General features: G+C 72.3%; 18 protein-coding genes. 11 read left to right on the top strand and 7 right to left on the bottom strand.

From position 1 onward, the window contains the following. The first annotated feature begins 33 nt into the window (after nucleotides 1-33). The 4 genes from AB0I16_RS30040 to AB0I16_RS30025 all read left to right on the top strand — a co-directional run bounded on the left by AB0I16_RS30040 (nucleotide 34) and on the right by AB0I16_RS30025 (nucleotide 4,898). The gene (locus AB0I16_RS30040) at nucleotides 34-537 is read left to right on the top strand and encodes a 4'-phosphopantetheinyl transferase superfamily protein (RefSeq protein WP_363252770.1); all 504 of its coding nucleotides are present in this window, start codon (nucleotides 34-36) and stop codon (nucleotides 535-537) included. Between the two features lie 108 nt (nucleotides 538-645). Next, on the top strand, nucleotides 646-2,154 hold the full coding sequence (locus tag AB0I16_RS30035; RefSeq protein ID WP_363252769.1) for an APC family permease: 1,509 nt from the start codon (nucleotides 646-648) through the stop codon (nucleotides 2,152-2,154). 44 nt (nucleotides 2,155-2,198) lie between these two features. Beyond that, on the top strand, nucleotides 2,199-3,845 hold the full coding sequence (locus AB0I16_RS30030; protein WP_363252768.1) for a pyridoxal-dependent decarboxylase: 1,647 nt from the start codon (nucleotides 2,199-2,201) through the stop codon (nucleotides 3,843-3,845). Nucleotides 3,846-3,935: 90 nt separating this feature from the next. After that, complete coding sequence (locus tag AB0I16_RS30025) at nucleotides 3,936-4,898, top strand: chlorinating enzyme (RefSeq protein WP_363252767.1); 963 nt, start codon at nucleotides 3,936-3,938, stop codon at nucleotides 4,896-4,898. Nucleotides 4,899-5,123: 225 nt separating this feature from the next. Here the strand turns inward: AB0I16_RS30025 and AB0I16_RS30020 are convergent, their stop codons facing one another. From AB0I16_RS30020 to AB0I16_RS29990, 7 genes are all read right to left on the bottom strand, one after another. Further along, nucleotides 5,124-6,887: a fatty acyl-AMP ligase gene (locus AB0I16_RS30020; RefSeq protein ID WP_363252766.1), complete on the bottom strand. Its 1,764-nt coding sequence runs from the start codon at nucleotides 6,885-6,887 to the stop codon at nucleotides 5,124-5,126. A gap of 61 nt (nucleotides 6,888-6,948) precedes the next feature. Continuing rightward, complete coding sequence (locus tag AB0I16_RS30015) at nucleotides 6,949-7,878, bottom strand: alpha/beta hydrolase (protein WP_363252765.1); 930 nt, start codon at nucleotides 7,876-7,878, stop codon at nucleotides 6,949-6,951. 21 nt (nucleotides 7,879-7,899) lie between these two features. Further along, nucleotides 7,900-8,934 (bottom strand): aldo/keto reductase, encoded by a 1,035-nt coding sequence (locus AB0I16_RS30010; protein WP_363252764.1) that lies wholly within the window; start codon nucleotides 8,932-8,934, stop codon nucleotides 7,900-7,902. 25 nt (nucleotides 8,935-8,959) lie between these two features. After that, nucleotides 8,960-9,955, bottom strand: a complete 996-nt coding sequence (locus tag AB0I16_RS30005; RefSeq protein ID WP_363252763.1) for a ketoacyl-ACP synthase III — start codon at nucleotides 9,953-9,955, stop codon at nucleotides 8,960-8,962. 8 nt (nucleotides 9,956-9,963) lie between these two features. Beyond that, entirely contained in the window at nucleotides 9,964-11,031 is a 1,068-nt protein-coding gene (locus AB0I16_RS30000; RefSeq protein ID WP_363252762.1) for a ketoacyl-ACP synthase III family protein, read from the bottom strand. Nucleotides 11,032-11,193: 162 nt separating this feature from the next. After that, on the bottom strand, nucleotides 11,194-12,774 hold the full coding sequence (locus AB0I16_RS29995; protein WP_363252761.1) for an acyl-CoA carboxylase subunit beta: 1,581 nt from the start codon (nucleotides 12,772-12,774) through the stop codon (nucleotides 11,194-11,196). 228 nt (nucleotides 12,775-13,002) lie between these two features. After that, complete coding sequence (locus AB0I16_RS29990; RefSeq protein ID WP_363252760.1) at nucleotides 13,003-13,650, bottom strand: TetR/AcrR family transcriptional regulator; 648 nt, start codon at nucleotides 13,648-13,650, stop codon at nucleotides 13,003-13,005. Between the two features lie 175 nt (nucleotides 13,651-13,825). Here AB0I16_RS29990 and AB0I16_RS29985 point away from each other — a divergent pair, with 175 nt between their 5' ends. The 7 genes from AB0I16_RS29985 to AB0I16_RS29955 all read left to right on the top strand — a co-directional run bounded on the left by AB0I16_RS29985 (nucleotide 13,826) and on the right by AB0I16_RS29955 (nucleotide 22,135). Continuing rightward, a complete protein-coding gene (locus AB0I16_RS29985) occupies nucleotides 13,826-15,274 on the top strand; it encodes an MFS transporter (protein ID WP_363252759.1) in 1,449 nt (482 codons plus the stop codon). 306 nt (nucleotides 15,275-15,580) lie between these two features. Further along, nucleotides 15,581-16,183: a response regulator transcription factor gene (locus AB0I16_RS29980; protein ID WP_363252758.1), complete on the top strand. Its 603-nt coding sequence runs from the start codon at nucleotides 15,581-15,583 to the stop codon at nucleotides 16,181-16,183. A gap of 442 nt (nucleotides 16,184-16,625) precedes the next feature. Beyond that, complete coding sequence (locus AB0I16_RS29975; RefSeq protein ID WP_363252757.1) at nucleotides 16,626-18,254, top strand: AfsR/SARP family transcriptional regulator; 1,629 nt, start codon at nucleotides 16,626-16,628, stop codon at nucleotides 18,252-18,254. 101 nt (nucleotides 18,255-18,355) lie between these two features. After that, nucleotides 18,356-19,444, top strand: a complete 1,089-nt coding sequence (locus AB0I16_RS29970; protein ID WP_363252756.1) for a ParB N-terminal domain-containing protein — start codon at nucleotides 18,356-18,358, stop codon at nucleotides 19,442-19,444. Nucleotides 19,445-19,571: 127 nt separating this feature from the next. Then, a complete protein-coding gene (locus AB0I16_RS29965) occupies nucleotides 19,572-20,240 on the top strand; it encodes a ScbR family autoregulator-binding transcription factor (RefSeq protein ID WP_363252802.1) in 669 nt (222 codons plus the stop codon). 163 nt (nucleotides 20,241-20,403) lie between these two features. Beyond that, nucleotides 20,404-21,018, top strand: coding sequence for a ScbR family autoregulator-binding transcription factor (locus AB0I16_RS29960; protein ID WP_363252755.1), 615 nt, complete (start codon nucleotides 20,404-20,406; stop codon nucleotides 21,016-21,018). A gap of 133 nt (nucleotides 21,019-21,151) precedes the next feature. Next, nucleotides 21,152-22,135, top strand: coding sequence for a ScbA/BarX family gamma-butyrolactone biosynthesis protein (locus tag AB0I16_RS29955; protein ID WP_363252754.1), 984 nt, complete (start codon nucleotides 21,152-21,154; stop codon nucleotides 22,133-22,135). The last annotated feature ends 156 nt before the right edge of the window (nucleotides 22,136-22,291 follow it).

The raw sequence follows: 22,291 nt of genomic DNA, 5'->3' as shown, positions 1-22,291 counted from the left end.
GTGGCGCCGCGGACGTCGATGGCGACGTCTCCGGTGCCCGCCCCCCACGGGCCGGCCGAGCAGTTCGCGGCCGGCCGCCGCGCGGCCGCCGCGGCACTGGCCGCGGCCGGGTCGGCCGAGCGGGCCGTGCCGCGGGCCAGGGACGGCAGACCGCTCTTCCCCCCGGGGTTCACCGGTTCGATCTCCCACACCGGCCGGCTCGCCGCCGCCGTGGTGGTCCCCGGTGCCGAGGCGGTCGGCGTCGACATCGAGTCCGCGGTCATCCCCCCGCGTGTGGCCGCGTTCGTCCTGCGGGAACGGGAGCGGCGCCGGCTGCTCGCCCCGGCGGGCCCCTACACCGCGCGCGACCTGTTCGCCGCCAAGGAGGCCGCGTTCAAGGCGATGAACTGCATCGGCACGCTGGGGGAGTTCCTGTTCTGGCAGATCGGCCTCGGCGGGACCGGCGGCGAGCTGACCGCGACCCACCGGGGCGAGTCGGTGCCCCTGTGGGTCCGCTCGGAGGCGGATCTCTCGTTCGCCGTGGCGGTCCGGTACTGAAGCCCACGCGGGCAGGCAGCGCGACGCCCCGGTCCCCCCGCCCACCCGCCCTCGTACGAGCGTGATCCGCCGCTCGGCCCGGGCCGACGTCCTCATCTGGAGACCTTCGTGACCAGCACACCTCCATCCGAGGGGAGCGCACGCTTCCAGCGCACGCTGACCACCCCGAAGATCGTGTTCATCATCATCGCCGCGGCCGCCCCGCTGGCCGCGATGGTGTTCACCGTCCCGCTCGCCTTCGCCATCGGCACCGGTCCCGGCGTACCGGCCATGTTCCTCTTCGCGGGCCTGACCCTGCTGTGCTTCTCCGCCGGCTACGCCGCCATCGCCCGGCGGATCAGCCACATGGGCGGCTTCTACACCCACATCGCGCACGGCCTCGGCCGCCGCACGGCGGCCGGGTCGGGACTGCTCGCGGTGCTCGCCTACAACGCCGCCACGGTCGGGGTCCTCGGCGCCTTCGCCTACTTCACCCAGAACGTCGCCGCGGCCCACGGCCTGGACCTGCCCTGGCAGCTGTGGGCGGGCCTCGGCCTGCTCCTGGTCGGCATGCTCGGCTACCGGGAGGCCGACCTCAGCGCCCGGCTGCTGTCCCTCTGCATGGTGTGCGAGATCGCCATCCTGGTCGCCCTGGACATCGCCGTCCTCGTCCGCCACGGCGGCGCGGCGCTGCCCGCGGCCTCCTTCGCCCCCCACGAGATGCTGGCCCCCGGGCTCGGCGTCTCCGTGATGTTCGGCTTCGCCTCCTTCCTCGGCTTCGAATCGGCCGCGCTGTACGGCGAGGAGGCCAAGGCACCGCACCGCAGCGTGCCCCGCGCCACCGTCGTCGCCGTGCTCACGGTCGCCTCGTTCTACGCCCTGACCAGCTGGGCCGCCGTCGGCGCCCTGGGGTCGGAGCGGGTGCGCGCCCAGGCCGAGAGCCATCTCGGCGACCTCTTCTTCCTGCTCAGCGACGACTACCTGGGGCACCCGGCCACCGTCACCATGCAGATCCTGCTGTGCACCAGCCTGTTCGCCGCCTGGCTGGCGCTGCACAACGCCGCCAACCGGTACATGTACGCCCTGAGCCGCGACGGGCTGCTGCCGCGCGCGCTGCACGCCACCCGCGCCGGGCACGGCTCCGTGCACCGGGCCAGTGTGGTCCAGTCCGTCCTCAGCACGGCGGTGGTCACCCTGTTCGCGGTCGCGGGCCTCGACCCGTACGTGAACATGTCGACCAGCATGCTGGGCCTCGGCACCCTCGGCATCATCCTGCTGCAGGCCGTGGCCTCGGTGGCCGTCATCGGCTACTTCCGCCATCAGCGCGAGGGACGCTGGAAGACCGTCGTCGCGCCCGCGCTGGGAGCCATCGGGCTGATCTCCGCGGCGGTACTCGTGGTGTCCAACTTCGATGTGCTGACCGGTACCGACGAGCCGCTCGTCACCGCCCTGCCGTGGCTCCTGCTGCTGGTCGCGGGCGTCGGCGTCGCCCTCGCCTCCTGGCTGCGCTCGGCCCGGCCCGGCCGGTACGCGCGCCTGGGCGGCGTGTCCGCGCCGGCGTCGCCACCACCCCCCGTCCCGGTGCCCGCCGTCCCGGCCGGGGACCCCTCCGGCAGCCTCTCCCGAGCCGCGCCGTGACCGCGGGCCGCTCCGGGGACCGCGCAGTGAAAGGACCAGCCTCCATGGCTCGTGAAGCCGAAACGCACGCGGACATACCCTTCGGTCCCGAGGACACACCGTGGCAGAAGACCTTCAGCGGCCTGCGGGTCGTCGGCGGCCGGCCCTACGGCACCCCGCCGTCCTCCGACCCCAGGGAAGCCTACATCGGGGTGCCCGAAGTGCCCCACCACAAGGTGCAGTTGCCGCCCACCGGACTGGACGCGGACCAGTACACCGAGGCCGAGGCGCTCTTCCGCAGCCACATCGACACCCAGACGCGCAACTTCGCCGGCTACCAGGTCACCAGCGCCCTCGACTACGAGGGGCGCCTCGGGCACTACCTCAACCGGCACCTCAACAACGTCGGGGACCCCTACCAGTCCAGCTCGTACACGCTCAACTCCAAGGTCCTTGAGCGGGCCGTGCTCGACTACTTCGCCTCGCTGTGGCACGCCAAGTGGCCGCACGACCCGCAGGACCCCGAGTCGTACTGGGGCTACGTCCTGACCATGGGCTCCAGCGAGGGGAACCTGTACGGACTGTGGAACGCGCGGGACTACCTGTCGGGCAGGCCCCTGCGCACCGACCGCCAGCGGCCGGGCCCGGCGGCCGACGCCGGACGGGCGCCGCGCGGCGCGGGACCGCACGCCTTCCACCCGGTGGCGTTCTTCTCCGAGGACACCCACTACTCGCTGACCAAGGCGGTCCGGGCACTGGACATCGACACCTTCCACGCCCTGGGTTCCACGCGCTACCCCGACGAGAACCCCCTCGCGCCGGGCACCCCCTGGCCGCGGCAGGTGCCCTCCACCGAGCACGGTGCCATCGACGTCGACCAGCTCGCCGTCCTGGTCCGGTTCTTCGCGAGCCGCGGCCACCCGATCCTGGTCAGCCTCAACTACGGGTCCACCTTCAAGGGCGCCTACGACGACGTCGAGGCGGTCGCCCGTACGGTGCGCGGCATCTGCGCCGAGTATGGTCTCGACAGCCGGCGGGTCGCCGGCGGCCGGGGCGAGGACGGCGGCCCCGGCGAACGGTCGGGGTTCTGGGTCCACGTCGACGGGGCCCTCGGCGCCGGATACACGCCCTACCTGGAGATGGCCAGGGACGTCGGCATGGTGGAGCAGACACCGCCGGTCTTCGACTTCCGGCTCCCCGACGTGCACTCGCTGACCATGAGCGGCCACAAGTGGATGGGGACGCCGTGGGCGTGCGGGGTGTTCATGACCCGTACCGGACTGCAGATGGCCCCGCCCGGGTCGGCGGAGTACATCGGCGCCGCCGACACCACCTTCGCGGGCTCCCGCAACGGCTTCTCCTCGCTGCTGATGTGGGACTACCTGGCCCGTCACTCCTACGACGACCTGGTCGGGCTCGCGGCCCGGTGCGACGGCCTCGCCGCCTACACCCACGCGCGGCTGCTCGCGCTGCAGGAGCGGCTCGGCCGCGACCTGTGGGTGGCGCGCAGCCCGCAGTCGCTGACCGTGCGGTTCCGCCAGCCGCGGGCGGACATCGTGCGCCGCTACTCCCTCTCCGGCGAGACCGTGCACGTCGACGGCGCGGCCCGCGCCTACGTCCACCTCTACGCGATGCGCCACCTCACCAGGGAGCGCGTCGACGAACTCATCGGCGAGCTGCGCCGGCCCGGTGCCTTTCCCCGCTCGCCCTGACCGATGTGAACCCGCGACCGACGTCCACGACGTGACCCGGGGCCCCCGGCGGGGCCCCGGAACCGTCCCGAGCCATCACCGAGGAGAGACATGTCCGCTCGACAGCACGGCTTCCGGTTCACCGCCGAGGAACTGGCGGCGTTCCACCGGAACGGCTACGCGGGCCCCTTCACGCTCTACCGGCCCGACGAGATCGAGCGGAAGTGGGCCGAGGCCCGCCAGGCACTCGCGGACCGCAGCGCCGCGGTGTACCGGGACGAATCCGACGGCTCGGGGGCGGCGAACCTGTCCAACTACGACCGGCACCTCGACAACGCCTTCCTCGCCGAGCACATCACCCAGCCGGGCATCGTGGACCGGGTCGCCTCCGTGCTCGGCCCCGACGTGCTGTGCTGGCGCTCGGACTTCTTCCCCAAGTACCCGGGGAACGAGGGCACGGACTGGCACCAGGCGGCCACCTTCGCCAACGCCTGCGGCCGGCCCCAGATCCAGTGGCCGCGGGGCGCGGGCCAGGGCGGCTCCCTCACGGTGTGGTGCGCGTTCACCGACGCCACCGCCGACATGGGCGGCCTGCAGTTCATCCCGGGCACGCACCGCACCATGTACTACGACGAGACCAAGCGGATGCGCTACGACCCCGACCGGAACATCTCCGTGGAGAAGAACGGCGTCCGGCGCGGGTTCTTCGGCTACGACTACCGCGAGCTCCAGATCGACCCGGGCTGGCAGCCGGACGAGTCGAAGGCGGTGTCCCTGGACATGCGCGCCGGGCAGTTCGTCATCTTCTCCTCGCGTCTGCTGCACGCCTCGCACCCGCATGCCGGCCGGACCAGACGCATGCGCATGGGCTTCTCGGCGCGCTACGTCCCCACCTGCGTGCGGGTCTACCCCGGTGCCTCGGAGGTCGAGGAGTACGGCGGCAGGGCGAGCCTCGAACGGTACGGGACGGTCCTGGTCAGCGGCGCGGACCGCTTCGGCCACAACCGCGTCGCCACGAGCACCACCACCGGCCGCGCCTTCCGCCGCCGCGGCGGTGTGCCCGCCGGTTCCTGAGAGCCTGTGTCATCACCCCGGCCGGGCGTGCGACGCCTGGCACGCACGCTCGCGGCGTTGCCGAAACGCCCACGTGGCTCCGCCACGAGGACGCTCCGGCGCCTTGCGATCGCACGCACCAGACGCCGCACGCTGATCCGGCCGGGGTGATGACACAGGCTCTGAGACCCGGACGTGCGGGACGGGCGCGCGGTCCGCCGACGGCCGCCGCGCCCCCCGCACCCGTCACGCCGGCGCCGCGGCCGCGGGCACGCCGACGACGGGCAGGCCGCCGTCCTCATGGCGCCGCTTGCACGCCCGGCGCTGCACCTTGCCGCTGGAGGTCTTGGGCACGGTGCCGCGCCGGACGACGAGCACCTCGTCGGGGGTGATCCTGTTCCGCTCCCGTACGGCGTCGTGCACCCGGCGGCGCACCTCCTCGGCGCCCAGGGAGTTCAGGAGCCGGCCGTCGGCCTCGACGACCACCACGAGCCGCTCCCGCTCACCGTCCTCGGTGGAGAAGGCGGCGGCGCAGTTCGGGTGCGAGCCGGGCAGTGCCAGCTCGGCGGAGAGCTCGATGTCCTGCGGGTAGTGGTTGCGCCCCTTGCGGATGATGACGTCCTTCAGGCGCCCGGTGACGAACAGCTCGCCGTCGTGCAGGAACCCGAGGTCCCCGGTGCGCAACCGCGGTCCGCCGGACGGCTCCGGGCCCGCGACCTCGGCCCGGAAGATCTCCTCGCTCGCCTCGGCGCGCCCGTGGTAACCCCGGGCCACGCAGGGGCCGCTGATCCAGATCTCGCCCACCTGGCCGTCGAGCAGGAGGCGGTGCGTGGCGGGGTCGACGACGTCCACCCGGGTGCCGCCGACCGTGCCGCCGCTGCCGACCAGGGGGACGGCGTCGGCGGCGCGGTCGCCGACGGGCTGCGCGGTGCCGTTGCGCAGGGCCTCGGCGGACAGCCACAGGACCGTGGGCTCCCGGTCCTGGCGGGAGCCCGTGGCCTTCAGGGTGTTCTCCGCGAGGCCGTACCCGGGGCACATGGCGCGCGGGTCGAAGCCGTGCGGCGCGAAGGCGTCGGTGAAGGCGCGGACGGTGCTCCAGCGCACCGGTTCGGCGCCGTTGGCGGCCACGCGCCACCGGGAGAGGTCGCCGACGGCGCCGGCCTTGCCCTCCGCCGCCGCCCGTACGCACAGCTCGTAGGCGAAGCTGGGCGCGGCGGCGTGCGTGCCGCCGAAGCGGGCGATGGCCTCCAGCCAGCGGGCGGGGCGGCGGATGAAGGCCTCCGGCGCCATCAGGTAGGAGGGGATGCCCGCCCACAGCGGCATCACGACCCCGAAGAGCATGCCCATGTCATGAAAGAGCGGCAGCCAGTTGACGACCGCGCCGTCCGGCCGGCACGGCCACAGCTCGTCGGTCTCGACCACGTTGGCGAGGAAGTTGGCGTGGCTGACCATGACGCCCTTGGGGTCGCCGGTCGAGCCGGACGTGTACTGGAGCAGCGCGATGTCCTCGGGGCCGGGAAAGGCGGGCGCGACGGCGTCCGGGTCGTGGCGCGGCGTGTCGGTGGCGACGAACCTCAGCCCGGTCAGCTCCGGCATGTCACCGAAGCGGGCCCGCACGTCGTCCGCGACCTCCGCGGTGGTCAGGACGGTCGAGGTCCCCGCGTCGTCGGCGATCCGGCGCAGCCGCTCCACCTCCTCGCGGCGCCGCGGCACCTGGACGGGCGCGCCGGCCACCCGCGCGTACATGCACCCCAGCAGGGTGCGGACGAACTCCGGTCCCGCGGGGTAGAGCAGCACGGCGCCGTGCCCCGAGAGCCCCTCGGCGGCGAACGTGGCCGCCCGCGCGGTGGCGTCGCCGTGGAGGCCGCCGTAGGTGAGCGTCTCGCCGGGGTCCTCGCCGTCGCGCAGGAAGACGTAGGCGGTCTTGCCGGGCTGTGTCTCGCCGCGCAGCCGCAGGGCGTCCGCCAGGGTGCGCACGTCCACGGTCGCATTCGGTCCGGTGCTGGTCACGGGTCGGATCTCCTCAGGCATGCGGGACTTCGGGCGGGTGGGGGTCGGTGAGGTCTCGGGACTACTGCGCCGTGGGCATCGGGGCCAGCAGCTGTTCCACCGCCGTCAGCACCTTCCGCGTCGCCACCGCGGCGGCCGGGACGATGCCGGCCATGAGGAGGTATCCGTGCACCAGACCCGGAGCGGGCACGTGGTGCACCTCGACGCCGCCGGCCGCCAGGCGCACCGCGAGCCCGACACCCTCGTCGTGCAGCGGGTCGAACTCGGCCGTGCCGATCACCGTGGGCGGCAGCCCGCGGTGATCGGCGCCCAGCAGGTCGATCTCCCGGTCCGCGCGGCGAGCCGGGTCCGGTACGTACTGGTCGTAGTACCAGCGCAGGTCGTCGACCTCCGACAGGTACCCCGTGCCGTATCGGCGGACGGACTCCGACCGAAGGTACGGGTCGGCCGGCGGATACACCAGCAGTTGCGCGGCGAACCGGACGCCGCCGTGGTCACGGTGGTGCATCGCGGCCCCGACGGCCAGGGCCCCGCCCGCGCTGTCCCCGGCGATCACGTGGTGGCGGCCGGGGAAGGCGCGCTCCGCCCACTCCGAGGCGGCGATGCCGTCCCGCAGCGGGCCGGGGTGCGGGTGCTCCGGCGCACGCCGGTAGTCGACGGAGACGACGACCGCGCCGAGGAAGGAGGCGATGCGGCGGCAGACCGGGTCGTGCGTGTCGACGTCACCGACCACCCAGCCGCCCCCGTGCAGATACGTCACCAGACGCCCCCGGTCGGCGGGCGGCAGGTACGTCCGGACGCCGAACTCGCCGTCGACGGCGTCCAGCACGTGGTCCTTCGTCTCGATGCCCGCGTTCCGCGCGGCACCGCCGCGGGCGTGTGCCGCCTGCGCGGCGTAGCGGGCGCGCACCTGTGCCACGGGGAGGGTGCGCGCCGGTTCGGGTCGCCCGCCGGCCTGCCATTTGATCAAGGCGCGGACGAAACGGTCCATGGCCAAGGGGCTCTCCTTGCGTCACACCAGCGAAGGACTCAACGGTTTGAATCCGCGTAGCCGGCTGTACATGTGGTACGGGTACGGCGCGGTGACCGCACTGGCCTTGTCGAGCCGGGACAGCTGCTCGGCGTCCAACTGCCAGCCGACCGCGCCCAGGTTGTCCCGCAACTGCTGCTCGTCACGCGCACCGATGATGACCGTCGCCACTGTCGGCCGGGTCAGGAGCCAGTTCAGCGCCACTTGAGGCACGGTGCGGCCCGTCTCCGCGGCGATGTCGTCGAGCACGTCGACCAGGTCGTAGAGCCGTTCGTCGTCGATCGGCGGCGCGGCCGCGGCCGTCCGGTGCAGCCGGCTCGCCTCCGGCAGCGGCTGTCCGCGGCGGACCTTCCCGGTCAGGCGGCCCCAGCCGAGCGGGCTCCAGACCACCGCGCCGACGCCCTGGTCGTGGGCGAGCGGCATGAGCTCCCACTCGTAGTCACGGCCGGCGAGCGAGTAGTAGACCTGGTGGGCGACGTACCGGGTGAAGCCGTTCCGGTCGGCGGCCGCCAGGGACTTCATCAGCTGCCAGCCGGCGAAGTTCGACGCGCCCACGTAGCGGATCTTGCCCGAGCGGACCAGGTCGTCCAGGGCCGCGAGCGTCTCGTCGACCGGGGTGCCGGAGTCGAAGACGTGCAGCTGGAACAGGTCGATGTGCTCCACGCGCAGCCGGCGCAGCGACCCCTCGACCGCCTTGATCAGCCGCGCCCGGCCCGTGCCCATCTCGCCGGGCCCGGAACCGGTGGGGGTGCCCGTCTTGGTGGACAGCAGCACCCGGTCCCTGCGCCCGGCGATCGCCGCGCCGAGCAGCTCCTCCGACTTCCCCTCCGAGTAGACGTCGGCGGTGTCGAACATCGTCACACCGGCGTCCAGACAGATGTCGACCATGCCCCGCGCCTGCTGCTCGTCGGTGTTGCCCCAGGCGCTGAACAGGCTGCCGCGGCCGCCGAACGTGGCCGCGCCCAGACTCAGGACCGGGACGTGCAGACCGGAGGCTCCGAGCCGTCGGTATTCCATGACCGTCTCCTCTCCGGCGACTCCGTCACCAGTCGATCAGCGTCAGGGAGACGGCGAACCCGCCGCCCATGCCGAGCATCAGCACCCGGTCGCCCTCGCGCAGCTCCCCGGAGCGGGCCGCCTGGTCGAGCGTGAGCGGGACCGACGCCGAGCCGACGTTGCCGAACGCGCCGACGGTGCGGTGCAGCGTGGCGCTCGGCAGGTCGAGCTTGGCCCACAGGTCGTCGAGCATGACCCCGTTGGCCTGGTGCGGGATCAGGTGGTCGATGTCGGTGGGCAGCACCTCGCAGTCGTGCAGGAACTGCTTCACGAGTCCGGGCACCGTGTTGATGATGAAGTCCCGGATGGTGCGCCCCTCCATCGAGAAGTACTGCAGGCCGGCGGCGTGCGTCTGCGGGTCGTGCGGCAGCCTGCTGCCGCCCGCCGGCACGATGACGAGGTCGGACAGGTCGCTGTACATGTGGAACGCCGTCGTACGGATGCCATGGCCGGTGCCGCCCGCGCCGATGACCGCGGCGCCGGCGCCGTCACCGAAGAGGATCACGGTCTTCTTGTCCGTCGGGTCCAGGATCCGGGAGTACAGGTCGGCGCCGATGACCAGGCCGTAGCCGCCGGACTTGGCGATGATCCCGTGGGCGACGTCGAGGGCGAAGGTGAAGCCGGCGCAGACCGCGTTCACGTCGAACGCCGAGACGCCGGGCGCGGCCCCGCCCAGGTTCCGGTGCACGAACACCGCGGTGGCCGGCTGCTTGTGGTCGGGGGTCGAGGTGGCGACCACGATGGTGGACAGCTGGTCCGCCGTGATCCCCGCCGCGTCGAGGGCTCTGCGCGCGGCGCCGGTGGCGAGGTCGGAGGTGGCCTGCCCCGGTGCGGCCCAGCGGCGCTCCCGGATGGCGGTCTTCCGTACGATCCAGGCGTCGTCGACCCCGGCGGGCGCGCCGACCTCGGTGTTGGACACGACGCGGTCCGGGACGTAGGCCCCGGTGCCGAGTATCGCGACAGGTGCTGAGGGCACGGGCATGGGCGGCCTCATTCCGTGACGTCGGCGGGCAGGGCGAAGTCCGTGGTGGCCTCGGGCCACTCCGGAACCGACTCGATCTCCAGCACCGCCACGGTCAGCGAGTAACCGCCGCCGGCGCTGACCAGGAGCACCAGGTCGCCCTCGCGGATCAGCTTCTTCTCCACGACGCGGGCCACCCCCGCGAGCAGGTCGCCCGCGCCCAGGTGCCCCGTGTAGCGGCCCCAGTCCATCAGCGAGCGGTCGGCGGTGATGCCCAGCGGCTCCAGGAACTGGGCGGTCATCAGGCCGTGGCCCATGTTGGGCATCAGGATCTTGGCGAAGTCGTCGAGCTTGTGGCCGGTCTTGTCCAGCACCGAGCGGACGATGTCCTGCAGCGCCACCTCGGCGCGCTGCATCACCGACTCCTTGCCGACCTTGGCCAGGTAGGACTTCTTGGGCGCGCGCAGGTCGTCGACCTTCGGCTGCGGGGACGTGGTGAAGGGGTGGTTGCCGCGGTGCAGCGGCTCCAGCGAGGCGTCGGTGTACGACGCGATGGCGTGGATGCGGGCGAAGCCGCCCGCGGTGGAGAGCACCATGGCCGTGGCCCCGTCGCCGACGACGATGCCGTACGCGCCCCGCCACCGGTCCATGCCGGGCAAGCAGAACCGGTCCGAGGTGGTGACCAGGGCGCTCGTCCCGCGGCCGGCCTGGAGCTGGGACACGGCCAGGTCCATCGCGACCATGCCGCCGTTCGACAGCTGCTGCACGTTCACCGCGAAGGCGCCGGTGATGCCGAGCTCCCGCTGGATGTACGGGCCCGAGGTCCAGCAGTAGTCGCGGCCCTGGTGGTAGACGGACGCGTGCACGAGCGCGTCGAGTCTGCCGCCGACCACGTGCGCGGCACGGTCGAGCGCGCGCCGCGCCGCATAGGCCGCCATGTCCGGGACCGAGGTCTCGTCGGCGACGACCGGCAGGCAGAGCATTTTGTTGACTTCGAAATCCTCGGCAGCGTACTTGCCTTCGGCCACTGCTTCTCTGGCCGATTCGGCGGGCGGAATCCAGGCGGCTGCCGACGTGATGTAGACAGGAGCGGTCATTCTTCACTTCCTCCGAGTTCGATGCCCGCGGATAGAATTCCTCCGCCGGAATGGATTTCACGCTACCAGCGCCGCCCGGATGGTCCGCATATTAAATTCTCACGCCTTGCACTCAATAGTGCACAGGTGTGATGCGGCGGCCGGCCGCATTGTGCGGCGGGATCACAGGGGGATGTTGCCCCGGTGCGTCCGCGGCGCGGGGACCGCTTCGTTGCGCAGCGCGCGCAGGGCTCCGGCGACGTGCTCGCGGGTGTCCGAGGGAGTGATGACCCCGTCGATGTAGCCGAGCTCGGCCGCCACGTACGGCGTGCAGTAGCGGTCCTGGTACTCCCGCTCCAGTTCGGCCCGGACCGCCGCGACGTCCCCGCCCTCGTCGCGCACCTGCGCCAGCCGGCGGCGGTGCACGATGCTCGTCGCGCCCTGTGCCCCCATGATCGCGATCTCCGCGCTGGGCCAGGCCAGGTTGACGTCCGCGCCGAGGTGCTTGGAGCCCAGCACGTCGTACCCGGCGCCGTACGCCTTGCGCGTGATCACGGTGACCATGGGGACCGTCGCCTCGGCGTAGGCGTAGATGAGCTTCGCGCCGCGCCGGATGATGCCGCTCCACTCCTGGGTGGTGCCGGGCAGGAAGCCGGGCACGTCCACGAAGGTCAGGATCGGCACGTTGAACGCGTTGCAGGTCCGCACGAAGCGCGCCGCCTTCTCGGCGGCGTCGATGTCGAGGCAGCCGGCGAAGTGCAGCGGCTGGTTCGCGACGATGCCGACGCTGTGGCCCTCGACGCGGGCGAACCCCACGAGGATGTTCCGCGCGAACAGCTCCTGGACCTCCAGGAACTCGCCGTCGTCGACCACGCCCTCGATCGCCTCGTGCATGTCGTAGGGCTCGGTCGGCGAGTCCGGGATCAGCGAGTTCAGCTTCTTCTCCAGGTCCAGCGGGGCCCGGTCGACCAGCGGCCTGCCCGTCCAGTCCATGGCGTCGAAGACGGGGGCCTCGCCGGCGCTGTTGTCCGGCAGGTGCGAGAGCAGCACCCTGACGTAGGAGATGGCGTCCTCTTCGTCGGCGCCCAGGTAGTGCACGTTCCCCGACTTGGTGCTGTGCGTCCTGCCGCCGCCGAGGTCCTCGAAGCCGACGTCCTCGCCGGTGACCGTCTTGACCACGTCGGGGCCCGTGATGAACATGTGCGAGGTCTGGTCGACCATGACCACGAAGTCGGTGAGCGCGGGGGAGTACGAGGCACCGCCCGCGCAGTACCCCATGATCAGCGAGATCTGCGGGATCTGGCCCGACGCCTGTACGTTGCGCTGGAAGATCTCCCCGTACATCGCCTGGGACTCCACGCCCTCCTGGATGCGGGCGCCGCCCCCGTCGTTGATGCCGATGAGGGGCCGGCCCGTCTTCATCGCCAGTTCCATGATCTTGAGGATGCGGCGGCCGTGCACCTTGCCGAGCGATCCTCCCTTGTAGCTCGCGTCCTGGCTGAAGACGCAGACGGTGCGGCCGTCGATGTCCCCGTATCCGGTGATGACGCCGTCGCCGTACTCGCCGCCCGCTTCCGCTTCGGACTCGGGGCGCGCGAACCGGTCGATCTCGACGAAGGAACCGGGGTCCAGAAGGAGATCTATGCGTTCCTGCGCGGTCAGCCTGCCTTTTGCGTGCTGCTTCTCGGCCATCCGGACCGTACGTGCGTCAATGGCTTCACGGCGTCGATGCAGGTCGTCGATCGCATCCCGCATGGTGCCCATTCTGCCTCCTCAACCGGGTCATCAATGCCCCAGTCATGACGGGGATTCGGATGATATATCCCGGAGGCGGTGATGGTGCGTGAAAATGAATGACGAATATGGACGCCTGAGAAATTCATAAAAGGCTGTGCGGAATTCACGCAGGCGTATGCGGATGAAATCGAGTCCGGCCCGCGGGCCCGTCCGGCCGCCCGGCCGTTCAACTGCCCGGGCGAGACGGTTGAACGGTCAGGCCGGTTCCGGGGGCTGGGCGAGCAGGCCGTCGACGAACGCGCGGAGCCCCTGGGCGAAGGTGTCCTGCCCGGCCAGCGTCCCCCACCGGCCGGCGACGGCGGCCAGGTGCGGGAGCCGGGCCCGGCCGCCGTCGGCGTTGCCGAAGTAGGCGTTGAGGCGGGTGGGGTCGCGCTCGTCCATCTCGCGGTGGCGGGTGTGGGTGCGTACGAGGATCTCGCCGACCGTGTAGTACCAGATGCTGCGGAAGATCCGGACGGAGTCGTCCGGCGTGCGGCCCGCGTCGACGACGCCGCTCAGGACCGTCTCCACCAGCGACAGGAACGAGTCGCCGAGCCGGGCGATGAACCCGTCCGTGGTGAGGACCTCCGCCGCCCAGGGCCACGCCGCGAGGCCGTCGTGGATCGCGACGACGGCCGCGACGATCCGGTCCCGCGGCATGCTCGGCAGCTCGGGGTGCGGGATCTGCTCCGCGTACTCGTGGATGAGCAGGAACAGCAGGTCTTCCTTGCCCGACACATGCGTGTACAGCGTCGTCGATCCGAGGCCCATCTCCGCCGCGAGCCTGCGGATCGTGAGCTTCTCCCAGCCGTGCTCGTCGATGAGCACGCGGGCCGCGGCCAGGATCTGCTTGCGGGAGGTCACGGGGGGCCGTCCGACGGGCCGGCGCGATGTGTTCGATCGGGGCATCGCTCCATCATGCCCCCTGGTGAGAGCCCGGGTACGAGCGGTCCGGTCGACACCTCGCCGCCTCCGCTGCTAATTTCTGAGCACTGTCCGGAAATTCGACCGGTCGACAGACACAGAGAGGCTGGGTGCGGTGGCAAGCACGCAATTGACGAGTCGGAAGACGGCCGCCGCGAGCGGCGCCCGGCCGGGGACCACCCTCGCCGCGGTCTCCGTGGTGCAGTTCATGGTGTCGCTGGACCTGACGGTGGTGAACGTCGGACTTCCCCGCATCGCCGACGGGCTCGGCTTCAGCGAGGTGGGCCTGACGTGGGTGATCCACGCCTACGCTCTCACCTTCGGCGGCCTGCTCCTGCTGGGCGGCAAGATCGCCGACCGGTACGGGCACAAGCGCGTGATGCTGATCGGGCTCGGCCTGTTCGGGCTCGCCTCGCTCGTCGGCGGCCTCGCGCAGGCACCGGGGCAACTGGTGGCCGCCCGTGCCGCCCAGGGCGTCGGCGCCGCCGCGCTGGCACCGGCCGCGCTGGCCCTGCTCGCCTCGACCTTCCCCGGCGGCAAGGAGCGGGTGCGGGCCTTCGGCATCTGGAGCGGGGTGAACGCCGCGGGCGGCGCCGTCGGCGTCCTGGCCGGCGGCCTCCTCACCCAGTACGCGGGCTGGCAGTGGGTGATGTACATCAACCTGCCGATGGCCGCCCTGGCGCTGGCCCTCGCCTGGCGCGGCATCGTCCGGGACGGCCCCTCGGCCCGGCGCGGCAGCCCGGATGTCCTGGGCGCCGTGCTCGCCACGGCCGGCGCTGCCCTGCTCGTGTTCGGTGTGGTGCGCACCGAACAGCACCCGTGGACCTCCTCGACGACCCTGACCACCCTGGCGGTCGCCGTCGTCCTGCTGGCCGCGTTCGTCCAGGTCGAGCGGACCACCAAGCGCGACCCGCTGATCCGCCTCGGCCTGCTGGCCAACCGCTCGCTCGCGGGCGCCAACCTCTTCGCGCTCCTGTTCGGCGGCGCCATGGCCTCGCTCCTGTACTTCGTCTCCCTCTACCTCCAGCGGGTGCTCGACAGCAGCCCCGCCCGCACCGGAGTGGAGTTCCTGCCGTTCACGGTGGGCGTCATCGCCGGCTCCACCCTCGCCGTCCGGCTGGGCTACAAGTTCGCCCCCCGGACCGTCCTGATCACCGGCGGCACGCTGGCCGCGCTCGGCTTCGCCTGGTTCGGCCTCATCCGCGCCGACGGCTCCTACCTGGTCGACGCGCTCGGCCCGTCGGTCGTCGCCAGCGTCGGCATCGGGCTCTGCCTCGCGCCGACCGTCTCCATCGCCACCGGGGGCGTCGCACCCCACGAGGCGGGCGCCGCGTCCGGCGTGCTCAACAGCACGCGCCAGATCGGTGCCGCGCTCGGGCTCGCCGCCCTCGGCACCGCCGCCAACGACCGCACCGGCGAGACGGTCACGCCCGGCAGCCTCACCGACGGGTACGCGCTCGGCATGCTCGCCGGCGCCGGCCTCCTCGTCTGCGCCGTGCTCATCGTGGTCCTCGTCCTGCCCCGCCCCGAGCGGGCCGCCACCGACGGAGCGCGGAAGCCGTGAGGTGACGGCTCGCGCGGCCGGCGGCGGTCCCGGTGCGCACCCGGTGCATTCCTTTCCCGGAAACATGGTGCAAGCGGCCTCTGTGGAGCGGGTTCCCCTCACCCCGTTCCCGTACAGGGGCCGCTTTTCGTGTGCCGCCGACCGTCGGGGCCCGGTCTCCTACCGCGAACGGAAACGGGTCCTCTCAAGACGCGGTCACGCGTCGCGCGGCGGGAATCCAGTCGCTTCTATAGACGGCATACAGAGTTCGCCCAGTCACCCTGCCCACAATGACGAGTTGTCCGAGGAACTAGTCAGGGGGCATGCATGGGAATCGATGTCCTGGTCTCTGATGACCTGCATCTGTCCGGCTTCGCGCTGGCCGCACTTCTCGACCGGCACGAGGAAGTCCGCGTCGTCGGCCCCGTGGAAAGCACCTATGCCGCGCTGCGGTCCGCCGAGACCTACCGGCCCGATGTGGCGGTCATCAGCTTCGAGGGTGAGGACAGCGACGCGATCTCCGTCGCCGAGAAAATCGCGCAACTCGGCTGCCGGAGCATGCTGCTGGCCACCGCGGTGACGCGTTCGGTGGTGCGCCAGGCGTTCGCGGGCGGCATCGCCGGCATCGTGGAACGCAGCGTGTCACCCCGTCAGTTCGTCGAGGCCATCCACCGTGTGCACCAGGGTGAGAGGGTCTTCGACCCGGAGCTGACCGTGGCGGCGCTGAACAACAGCGACTGCCCGCTCAGTCCGCGCGAGTTCTCCGTGCTCGAACACGTCGCCCGGGGCGACACGGTGCCCGAGATAGCGGCCCGCATGCATCTCTCCCAGGGCACCGTGCGCAACTACCTCTCTTCCATGGTGACAAAGCTGGGTGCGCGCAACCGAATAGACGCGCTGCGCCTCGCGCGGGATTCGCGCTGGATCTGAACAGCCTCGCCGTGACCGGAACCGGCTACCCGGAAGGGAACACGGTCCGGGAGTCGCTGACAACTCCGTATGCGCTTCAACAGTCTTTCGCGGGCGTTCAACCATTCAGTGGGGAGCAGTTGAACATCCGCCTCCGTAGGGCCGGTGCGAGAGGGCTGGAGAAGCCATGACGGGTGTGCGTCTAATGGGGGCGGACTCGGCCGGGAAACGCGCCGGCCACCCATGTCACGAATAACGCTGCGTACGGTCCGAAAGGGCGTGCGCGCCCCAGGGCGTCCTCTCCGGTATTCACGGCGCCCCGGTGAAGCGCGTCGCACGGTTGCCCGGCCCTCCGCCACGCGCCCGTGATCGGCGTGCCCGCGCACGCGCCCCGGCCACCTCATCGCCAAGGAGAGCCCATCGCGAACCGTCACGTCCGGCACGTCTCAGGAGGTGGTGATCCATGGCGACCACGGGAGCGGTCCTGCGCATTCAGCTCCTCGGGCCGGTGCGTGCCTGGCGCGACGGGGCGGAGACGGCGCTCGGCCCGCCCAAGCAGCGGGCGGTGCTCAGTCTGCTGGCGAGCAGGCCGGGCGACATCATGGGCGTGGAGAACATCGTGGACGCGGTGTGGGGCAGCGACGTCCCGCGCACGGCCGCGAACGGGGTGCACACCTATGTGGCCGGGCTGCGCCGCGCGCTGGAGCCCGGACGGGCCGGCCGCTCGTCCGGCGCGGTGCTCACCTCCGAGTCCGGCGGCTACTGCCTGCGGGTGGACCCCGCCGACGTGGACGTCACGCTCTTCCACCGGGCCCTGCACGCCGCGCGCGGGTCACGGGGCCGGGGCGACGCCGGTGCCGCGCTGCGGCTGTACGGGCAGGCCCTGTCGTACTGGCGCGGCGAGGCGCTGTCCGGGGTCCCCGGGCCCTTCGCCGCGATGGAGCGCGACCGGCTGCGGGACCTGCGGCTGACCGTGGTGGAGGAGTGGGCCGCCGACATGCTGGCGGCGGGCCACCACGCCGAGCTGGTCACCGAACTCCCCGCGGCCATCTCCGAGGAGCCGCTGCGCGAGAAGCTGCGCTGGCTGCTGATCCTCGCGCTCTACCGCAGCGGACGCCGGGCCCACGCGCTGTGGATGTACGAGGAGACCCGCGACCTGCTGGTCCGGGAACTCGGCATAGAGCCGGGCGCCGACCTGCGCACGCTCCACGAGCACATCCTGACCGGCCATCCGGAACTCCTCGCCCCCGCGGCCGGCGCCGGCGCACCGCTCCCCGTCTACCCCGGCGGCCTCCCGCCGGGTACGCAGGGACCGGTCCGGCTGCCGCCCGTGGCCCGCGACTTCGTGGGCCGGACCGAGGAGCTGGCCCGGCTGGAGGAGGTGATGCGGGGCGAGAGCGCCCGCGGCGGCCCGGCGACGCCGGTCGTCGTGGTCGGCGGCACGGCGGGCGTCGGCAAGACGGCGCTCGTGCTGCAGCTGGCGCACCGCCTCGTCGACCGTTTCCCCGACGGCCAGTTGTACGCCGACCTGCGCGGCGCCGACCCGGAGCGGGGCCCGGCGAGCGCCGCCCACGCCCTGGAGCAGCTCCTGGGCGGCCTGGGCGTGGACGGCGCACGGGTGCCCGCGGACTCCGCCGCCCGGACGGCCCTCTACCGGAGCCTGCTGCACGGGCGGCGGGTCCTCGTGGTGCTCGACGACGCGCACAGCGCCGAGCAGGTGCGCCCGCTCATCCCGCGGGGCCCCTCCGGCGTCCTCGCGACGAGCCGGCGGTACCTCGGCGAGCTCGCGGCGCGCGACGGGGCGCGCCTGGAGACGGTCGGGCCGCTGACCGCGAGGGAGGGGACCCGTCTGCTGGCGATGCTCGGCGGGCGGCGGCTGGACGAGCGGAGCCCGGCCGCCGAGCGGGTGGTGGCGCTCTGCGGAGGGCTTCCGCTGCCGCTGCGCGTCGTCGCCCAGTGGCTGGCGGCCAACCCCGACGCGCCGCTGAGCGCACTGATCGAGCAGCACCCGGCCGTACGGACCCGGTTCGGGCCGGCCGAGGGCGCGGACGGCGTGCCGACGGCCCGGTTCCGCGTCATCGAGGCCTCGTGACCAGGCCGTAAGACGAAGTAGACGAATTCCGCTCCAGCGCCGCTTGAGCCCGGCTAGTATAAACAGGGCGGTCGGTTTCTTTATGGGTATCGTCTTGCCCCGTGAATCCGGAACGGGAGATGCCCCAGGAGGCGCTCATGCTCGACGTGTTGACGGCAGCAGCCCAGCCCGCGTCACCGGTGTCCGGTGCCACGCGTCCGCCGATGACGGAACGGGTGCCCATCGAAGCACTGGTCACCTCGGACTCGCCACGCGTCGCGGGGGAGAACGCGGAACACGTCGACCTGCTGGCGCAGACGGAGAAACCACTGCCGCCCGTGGTGGTCCACCGCCCCACCATGCGGCTGGTCGACGGTCTGCACCGGCTCCGGGCGGCCGTGCAGCGCGGTGAGGACCACATCGAGGTCCGCTACGTGGAGGGGTCGAGGGAGGACGCCTTCGTGCTGGCCGTCCGGCTCAACGCCGAGCACGGCATGCCCCTGTCGCGCAGGGACAGGACGGCCGCCGCCGAGCGCATCATCGGCAGCCACGCCTGCTGGTCGGACCGGCGCATCGCGGAGGTGACCGGCCTCTCGCCGACCACGGTCGCCGCCCTGCGCAGACGTTCAACCGGCCAAGGCGACCAATTGAACGCACGCACCGGACGCGACGGCCGCTCCCGCCCGGTCAACAGCGCGGTCGGCCGGCAGCGCGCGGGGCAGATCATCGCCGAGCGCCCGGACGCCTCGCTGCGCGAGATCGCGCACGAGGCGGGCATCGCCCTGGCGACCGCGCGGGACGTGCGGCTGCGCGTCCGGGACGGCAAGGACCCCGTCCCGCCGAGACTCCGCGACGTCGCCAAGGACGTCGTGCTCCGGGACCGGCGCACCGTGCGCGGGCGCGTGGAGGCGGACACGGCCGGGCGTGGCGGCCGTGCCCGGCCGGAGAGCGCCGAGGTCTCCGACGCGGACCGGTTCGCCAATCTCCGCAAGGACCCCTCCCTGCGCTTCTCCGAGGCGGGCAGGACGCTCCTGCAGCTCCTGTCGAGCAACGTGCTCGACGACGAGAAGTGGCGGTGGCTGATGAGCGCGGTGCCGGAACACCGGCACGCCGACATCGCCCGTGCCGCCCGGCGCTGCGGGGAGCGGTGGCTCAGCTTCGCCGACGGGCTCGAACACGGCGGCGGCGTACGCGACGGCCGGGCGGTGTGAGCCGGCCGGTTCCGGCGCACGCCCTGCCGCTCGACCGCCCGCGACGGTACACCGTGGCTGTTAGCATACGAACTTGACGGTTTGTTTGGGTAAGGCGGGGGTCTTCGACGAAGGAGAGCTTGTCTTGGTGCAACAGGAGCGGGCGCTCCGTACCCGACGCGTGATCCTGACGGCGGCGGCCCAACTCTTCGACGACTTCGGGTACGAGGCCGCGACCATGTCGGAGATCCTGCGGCGCGCCGGGGTCACCAAGGGCGCGCTGTACTTCCACTTCACCTCCAAGGAGCAGCTCGCGCGCGAGGTGCTCCAGGAGAACGCCCGGGTGCCGGCCGTTCCGCCGCAGCGGCTGAAGCTCCAGGAGGCCGTCGATCAGGGCCTGCTGCTCGCCCATCTCCTGGTGCGCGACCCGGTGCTGCGCGGCGGTGTCCGGCTCGCCCTGGAGAGGGTCGGGCAGGACCAGCTGGACCGCAGCGTGCCGTTCCAGGACTGGGCCGAGGAGAGCCTGAGCCTGCTCGTGCAGGCCAGGGAGGCGGGGGAGTTGCAGCCCCACATTGATCCCCGCGAGCTCTCCGACGTGTTCGTCGGGGCGTTCGCCGGCACGCAGCTCATGTCCCACGCCATGTCGGGCCGCACGGACCTCAACGCGCGTGTCGTCGCCCTCTACCGCGTCCTGCTGGCGGGAATCGCCGTCCCCGGCGTCCTGGTCGAACTGGACGTCACCGAGGACCGGGGCGCCCGCGTGTACGAGGCGACCGGGCTGGCGGACCGTGCGACGGCGCGCAGGCAGCCCGCGTAGGGAGTTCCCCGGCACTCGGGCACTCCTTCCCGCTTTCCCCTGCTTCGCATAGAAAACCGCCGGTGCGGTTTGTACTGTGGAGTACGTAGTGGCGAGCGAGTTCTCCCGTTCCCGGACGGAGCCGCTGCGCCAGGGAGCGGCACGGAGCTTGGGAGAGCGCCCGATGGTCAAGCAGGAACGTGCCGTGCGCACCCGCAAGGCGTTGCTCACCGCCGCGGCCGACGGCTTCAGCCGTGCGGGCTACGCCCCCGCCTCGCTGCTCGACATCAGCCGGCGGGCCGGCGTGACCAGCGGGGCGCTGCACTTCCACTTCCCCACCAAGGCGGCGCTCGCCTCCGCGGTCATGGCGGCCGCGGCGCAGCGGCTGCGCGAGGTGGTCCAGCGCTGCGAGACGCGGACGCGCTCCGGTGACGCGCTGCAACTGCTCGTCGACGTCGGCCACGAACTGACCCTCGCCATGCGGGAGGACGCGGTCCTGCGGGCCGGGTTCGACCTCGACGGCGACCCCGGGTGCCCCCAGGGCGTCGGAGACATCAGCTCCTTCCTGAGCCGGTGGATCAGTACGACGCTGCAGAAGGCGGAGACGGCGGGGGAGTTGCGGCACGGGGTGCCGGCCGACCAGGTGGCGCGGGCCGTGTTCGCGTGCACGGTGGGGTTCCAGATGCTCGGCAGGCGGGACCCGGCGTGGGTCTCCCGGCGCATGCAGACCCGGTTCTGGGCCCTGGTGCTCCCGCAGATCGCGGCCGGTCGGAGGGGTTTGAGCGCCGCGGGCTCCTGAACGCGGGCGCGTCCGGCGTCGAGTGTTCAACTTCTATGTGTCGGAAAAGAAACCGGTGGACCCGTATATTTTGTGGCACCCTTTCGCACCACGCTCATCCATCGTTGAACTGCTGCCGGGAAGAGGGAAACCCATGACCCTGCTCGTTCACCAGCAAGGGCACACCGCCGCCCCCGCACCGCGGGCCCCACAGGGCCTGCCGCGGCTCACCACCACGGTTCCCCGGGAGTACGTGCACCGCGCCGGACACGCCGAGGTGTTCCTCACCGGCTGCCGGCGCCTGGAAGGAGACCGGTTCGCCCTCACCGGGCAGTGGCCGCGCGCCCACACCTTCTTCACCGACGCCGACGGCACGCGGCACGACCCCACGCAGGCGGCGGAGACGATCCGTCAGGTGGGGCTGCTGCTCGCCCACTCGGAGTTCGGGGTGCCCCTGGGGCACCAGTTCCTGCTGCGCGACATGGAGTACTCCGTCTCCCTGGACGAGCTGGAGATAGGCGCCGGTCCCAGCGAGCTGACCCTCCAGGCCGTCTGCACCGACGTGAAGTGGCGGGGCGACCGGGTCACGCAGTTCGCCATGGCGATCACCATCGAGCGCGACGGACGGCACGTGGCCGACGGCAGCGGGCACTTCTCCTGCATCGCCCCCGCCGCCTACCGCCGGCTGCGCGGGGCGGAGCGCGTCACCGCGGGGGCCGCGCACAAGCCCCGCTTCCTCACCATGGACCCGCGGCGCGTGGGCCGCTCCGGCCACGCCGACGTCGTCCTCGCGCCGACCGGCCGGCCCGGCCACTGGCTGCTCAGCCCGGACCGCGGCCACCCCGTCCTCTTCGAGCACGGCGGCGACCACGTACCGGGCATGGTGCTGATCGAGGCGGCGCGGCAGGCGGCCTGCGGTCTGCAGGGCGACGTGTTCGTGCCGGTGCGGGTCGCCACCGAGTTCCACCGCTACACCGAGTTCGACACCCCGTGCTGGATCGACGCGGTGACGGTGCCGTCCCCGCTGCCGGGCCTGCTCGGCGTCCACGTCACCGGGCACCAGGAGGGGGAGGAGGTCTTCAGCGCCCGGCTGGCGGGGCACTGCGGCGTGAGCACCGGATTCCGCGCGGCGTCATGACGGCGGGGCCCGGGGCGGCGCGGCTCCAGAGCCTGTCTTTGAACCCTCGCCTGCGCAGCGGCGCCCGGCACGCCCGCTCGCCGCACGGCGCCCCCGGACAGGTGGCTCCGCCACATGACCGGGGACGCCGCACGCCGATCGCACGCACCGACCGCC

It is taken from the genome of Streptomyces sp. NPDC050703 (assembly GCF_040654435.1).
Lineage (GTDB): Bacteria > Actinomycetota > Actinomycetes > Streptomycetales > Streptomycetaceae > Streptomyces.
This window is presented reverse-complemented; position numbering and strand designations above follow the sequence as displayed.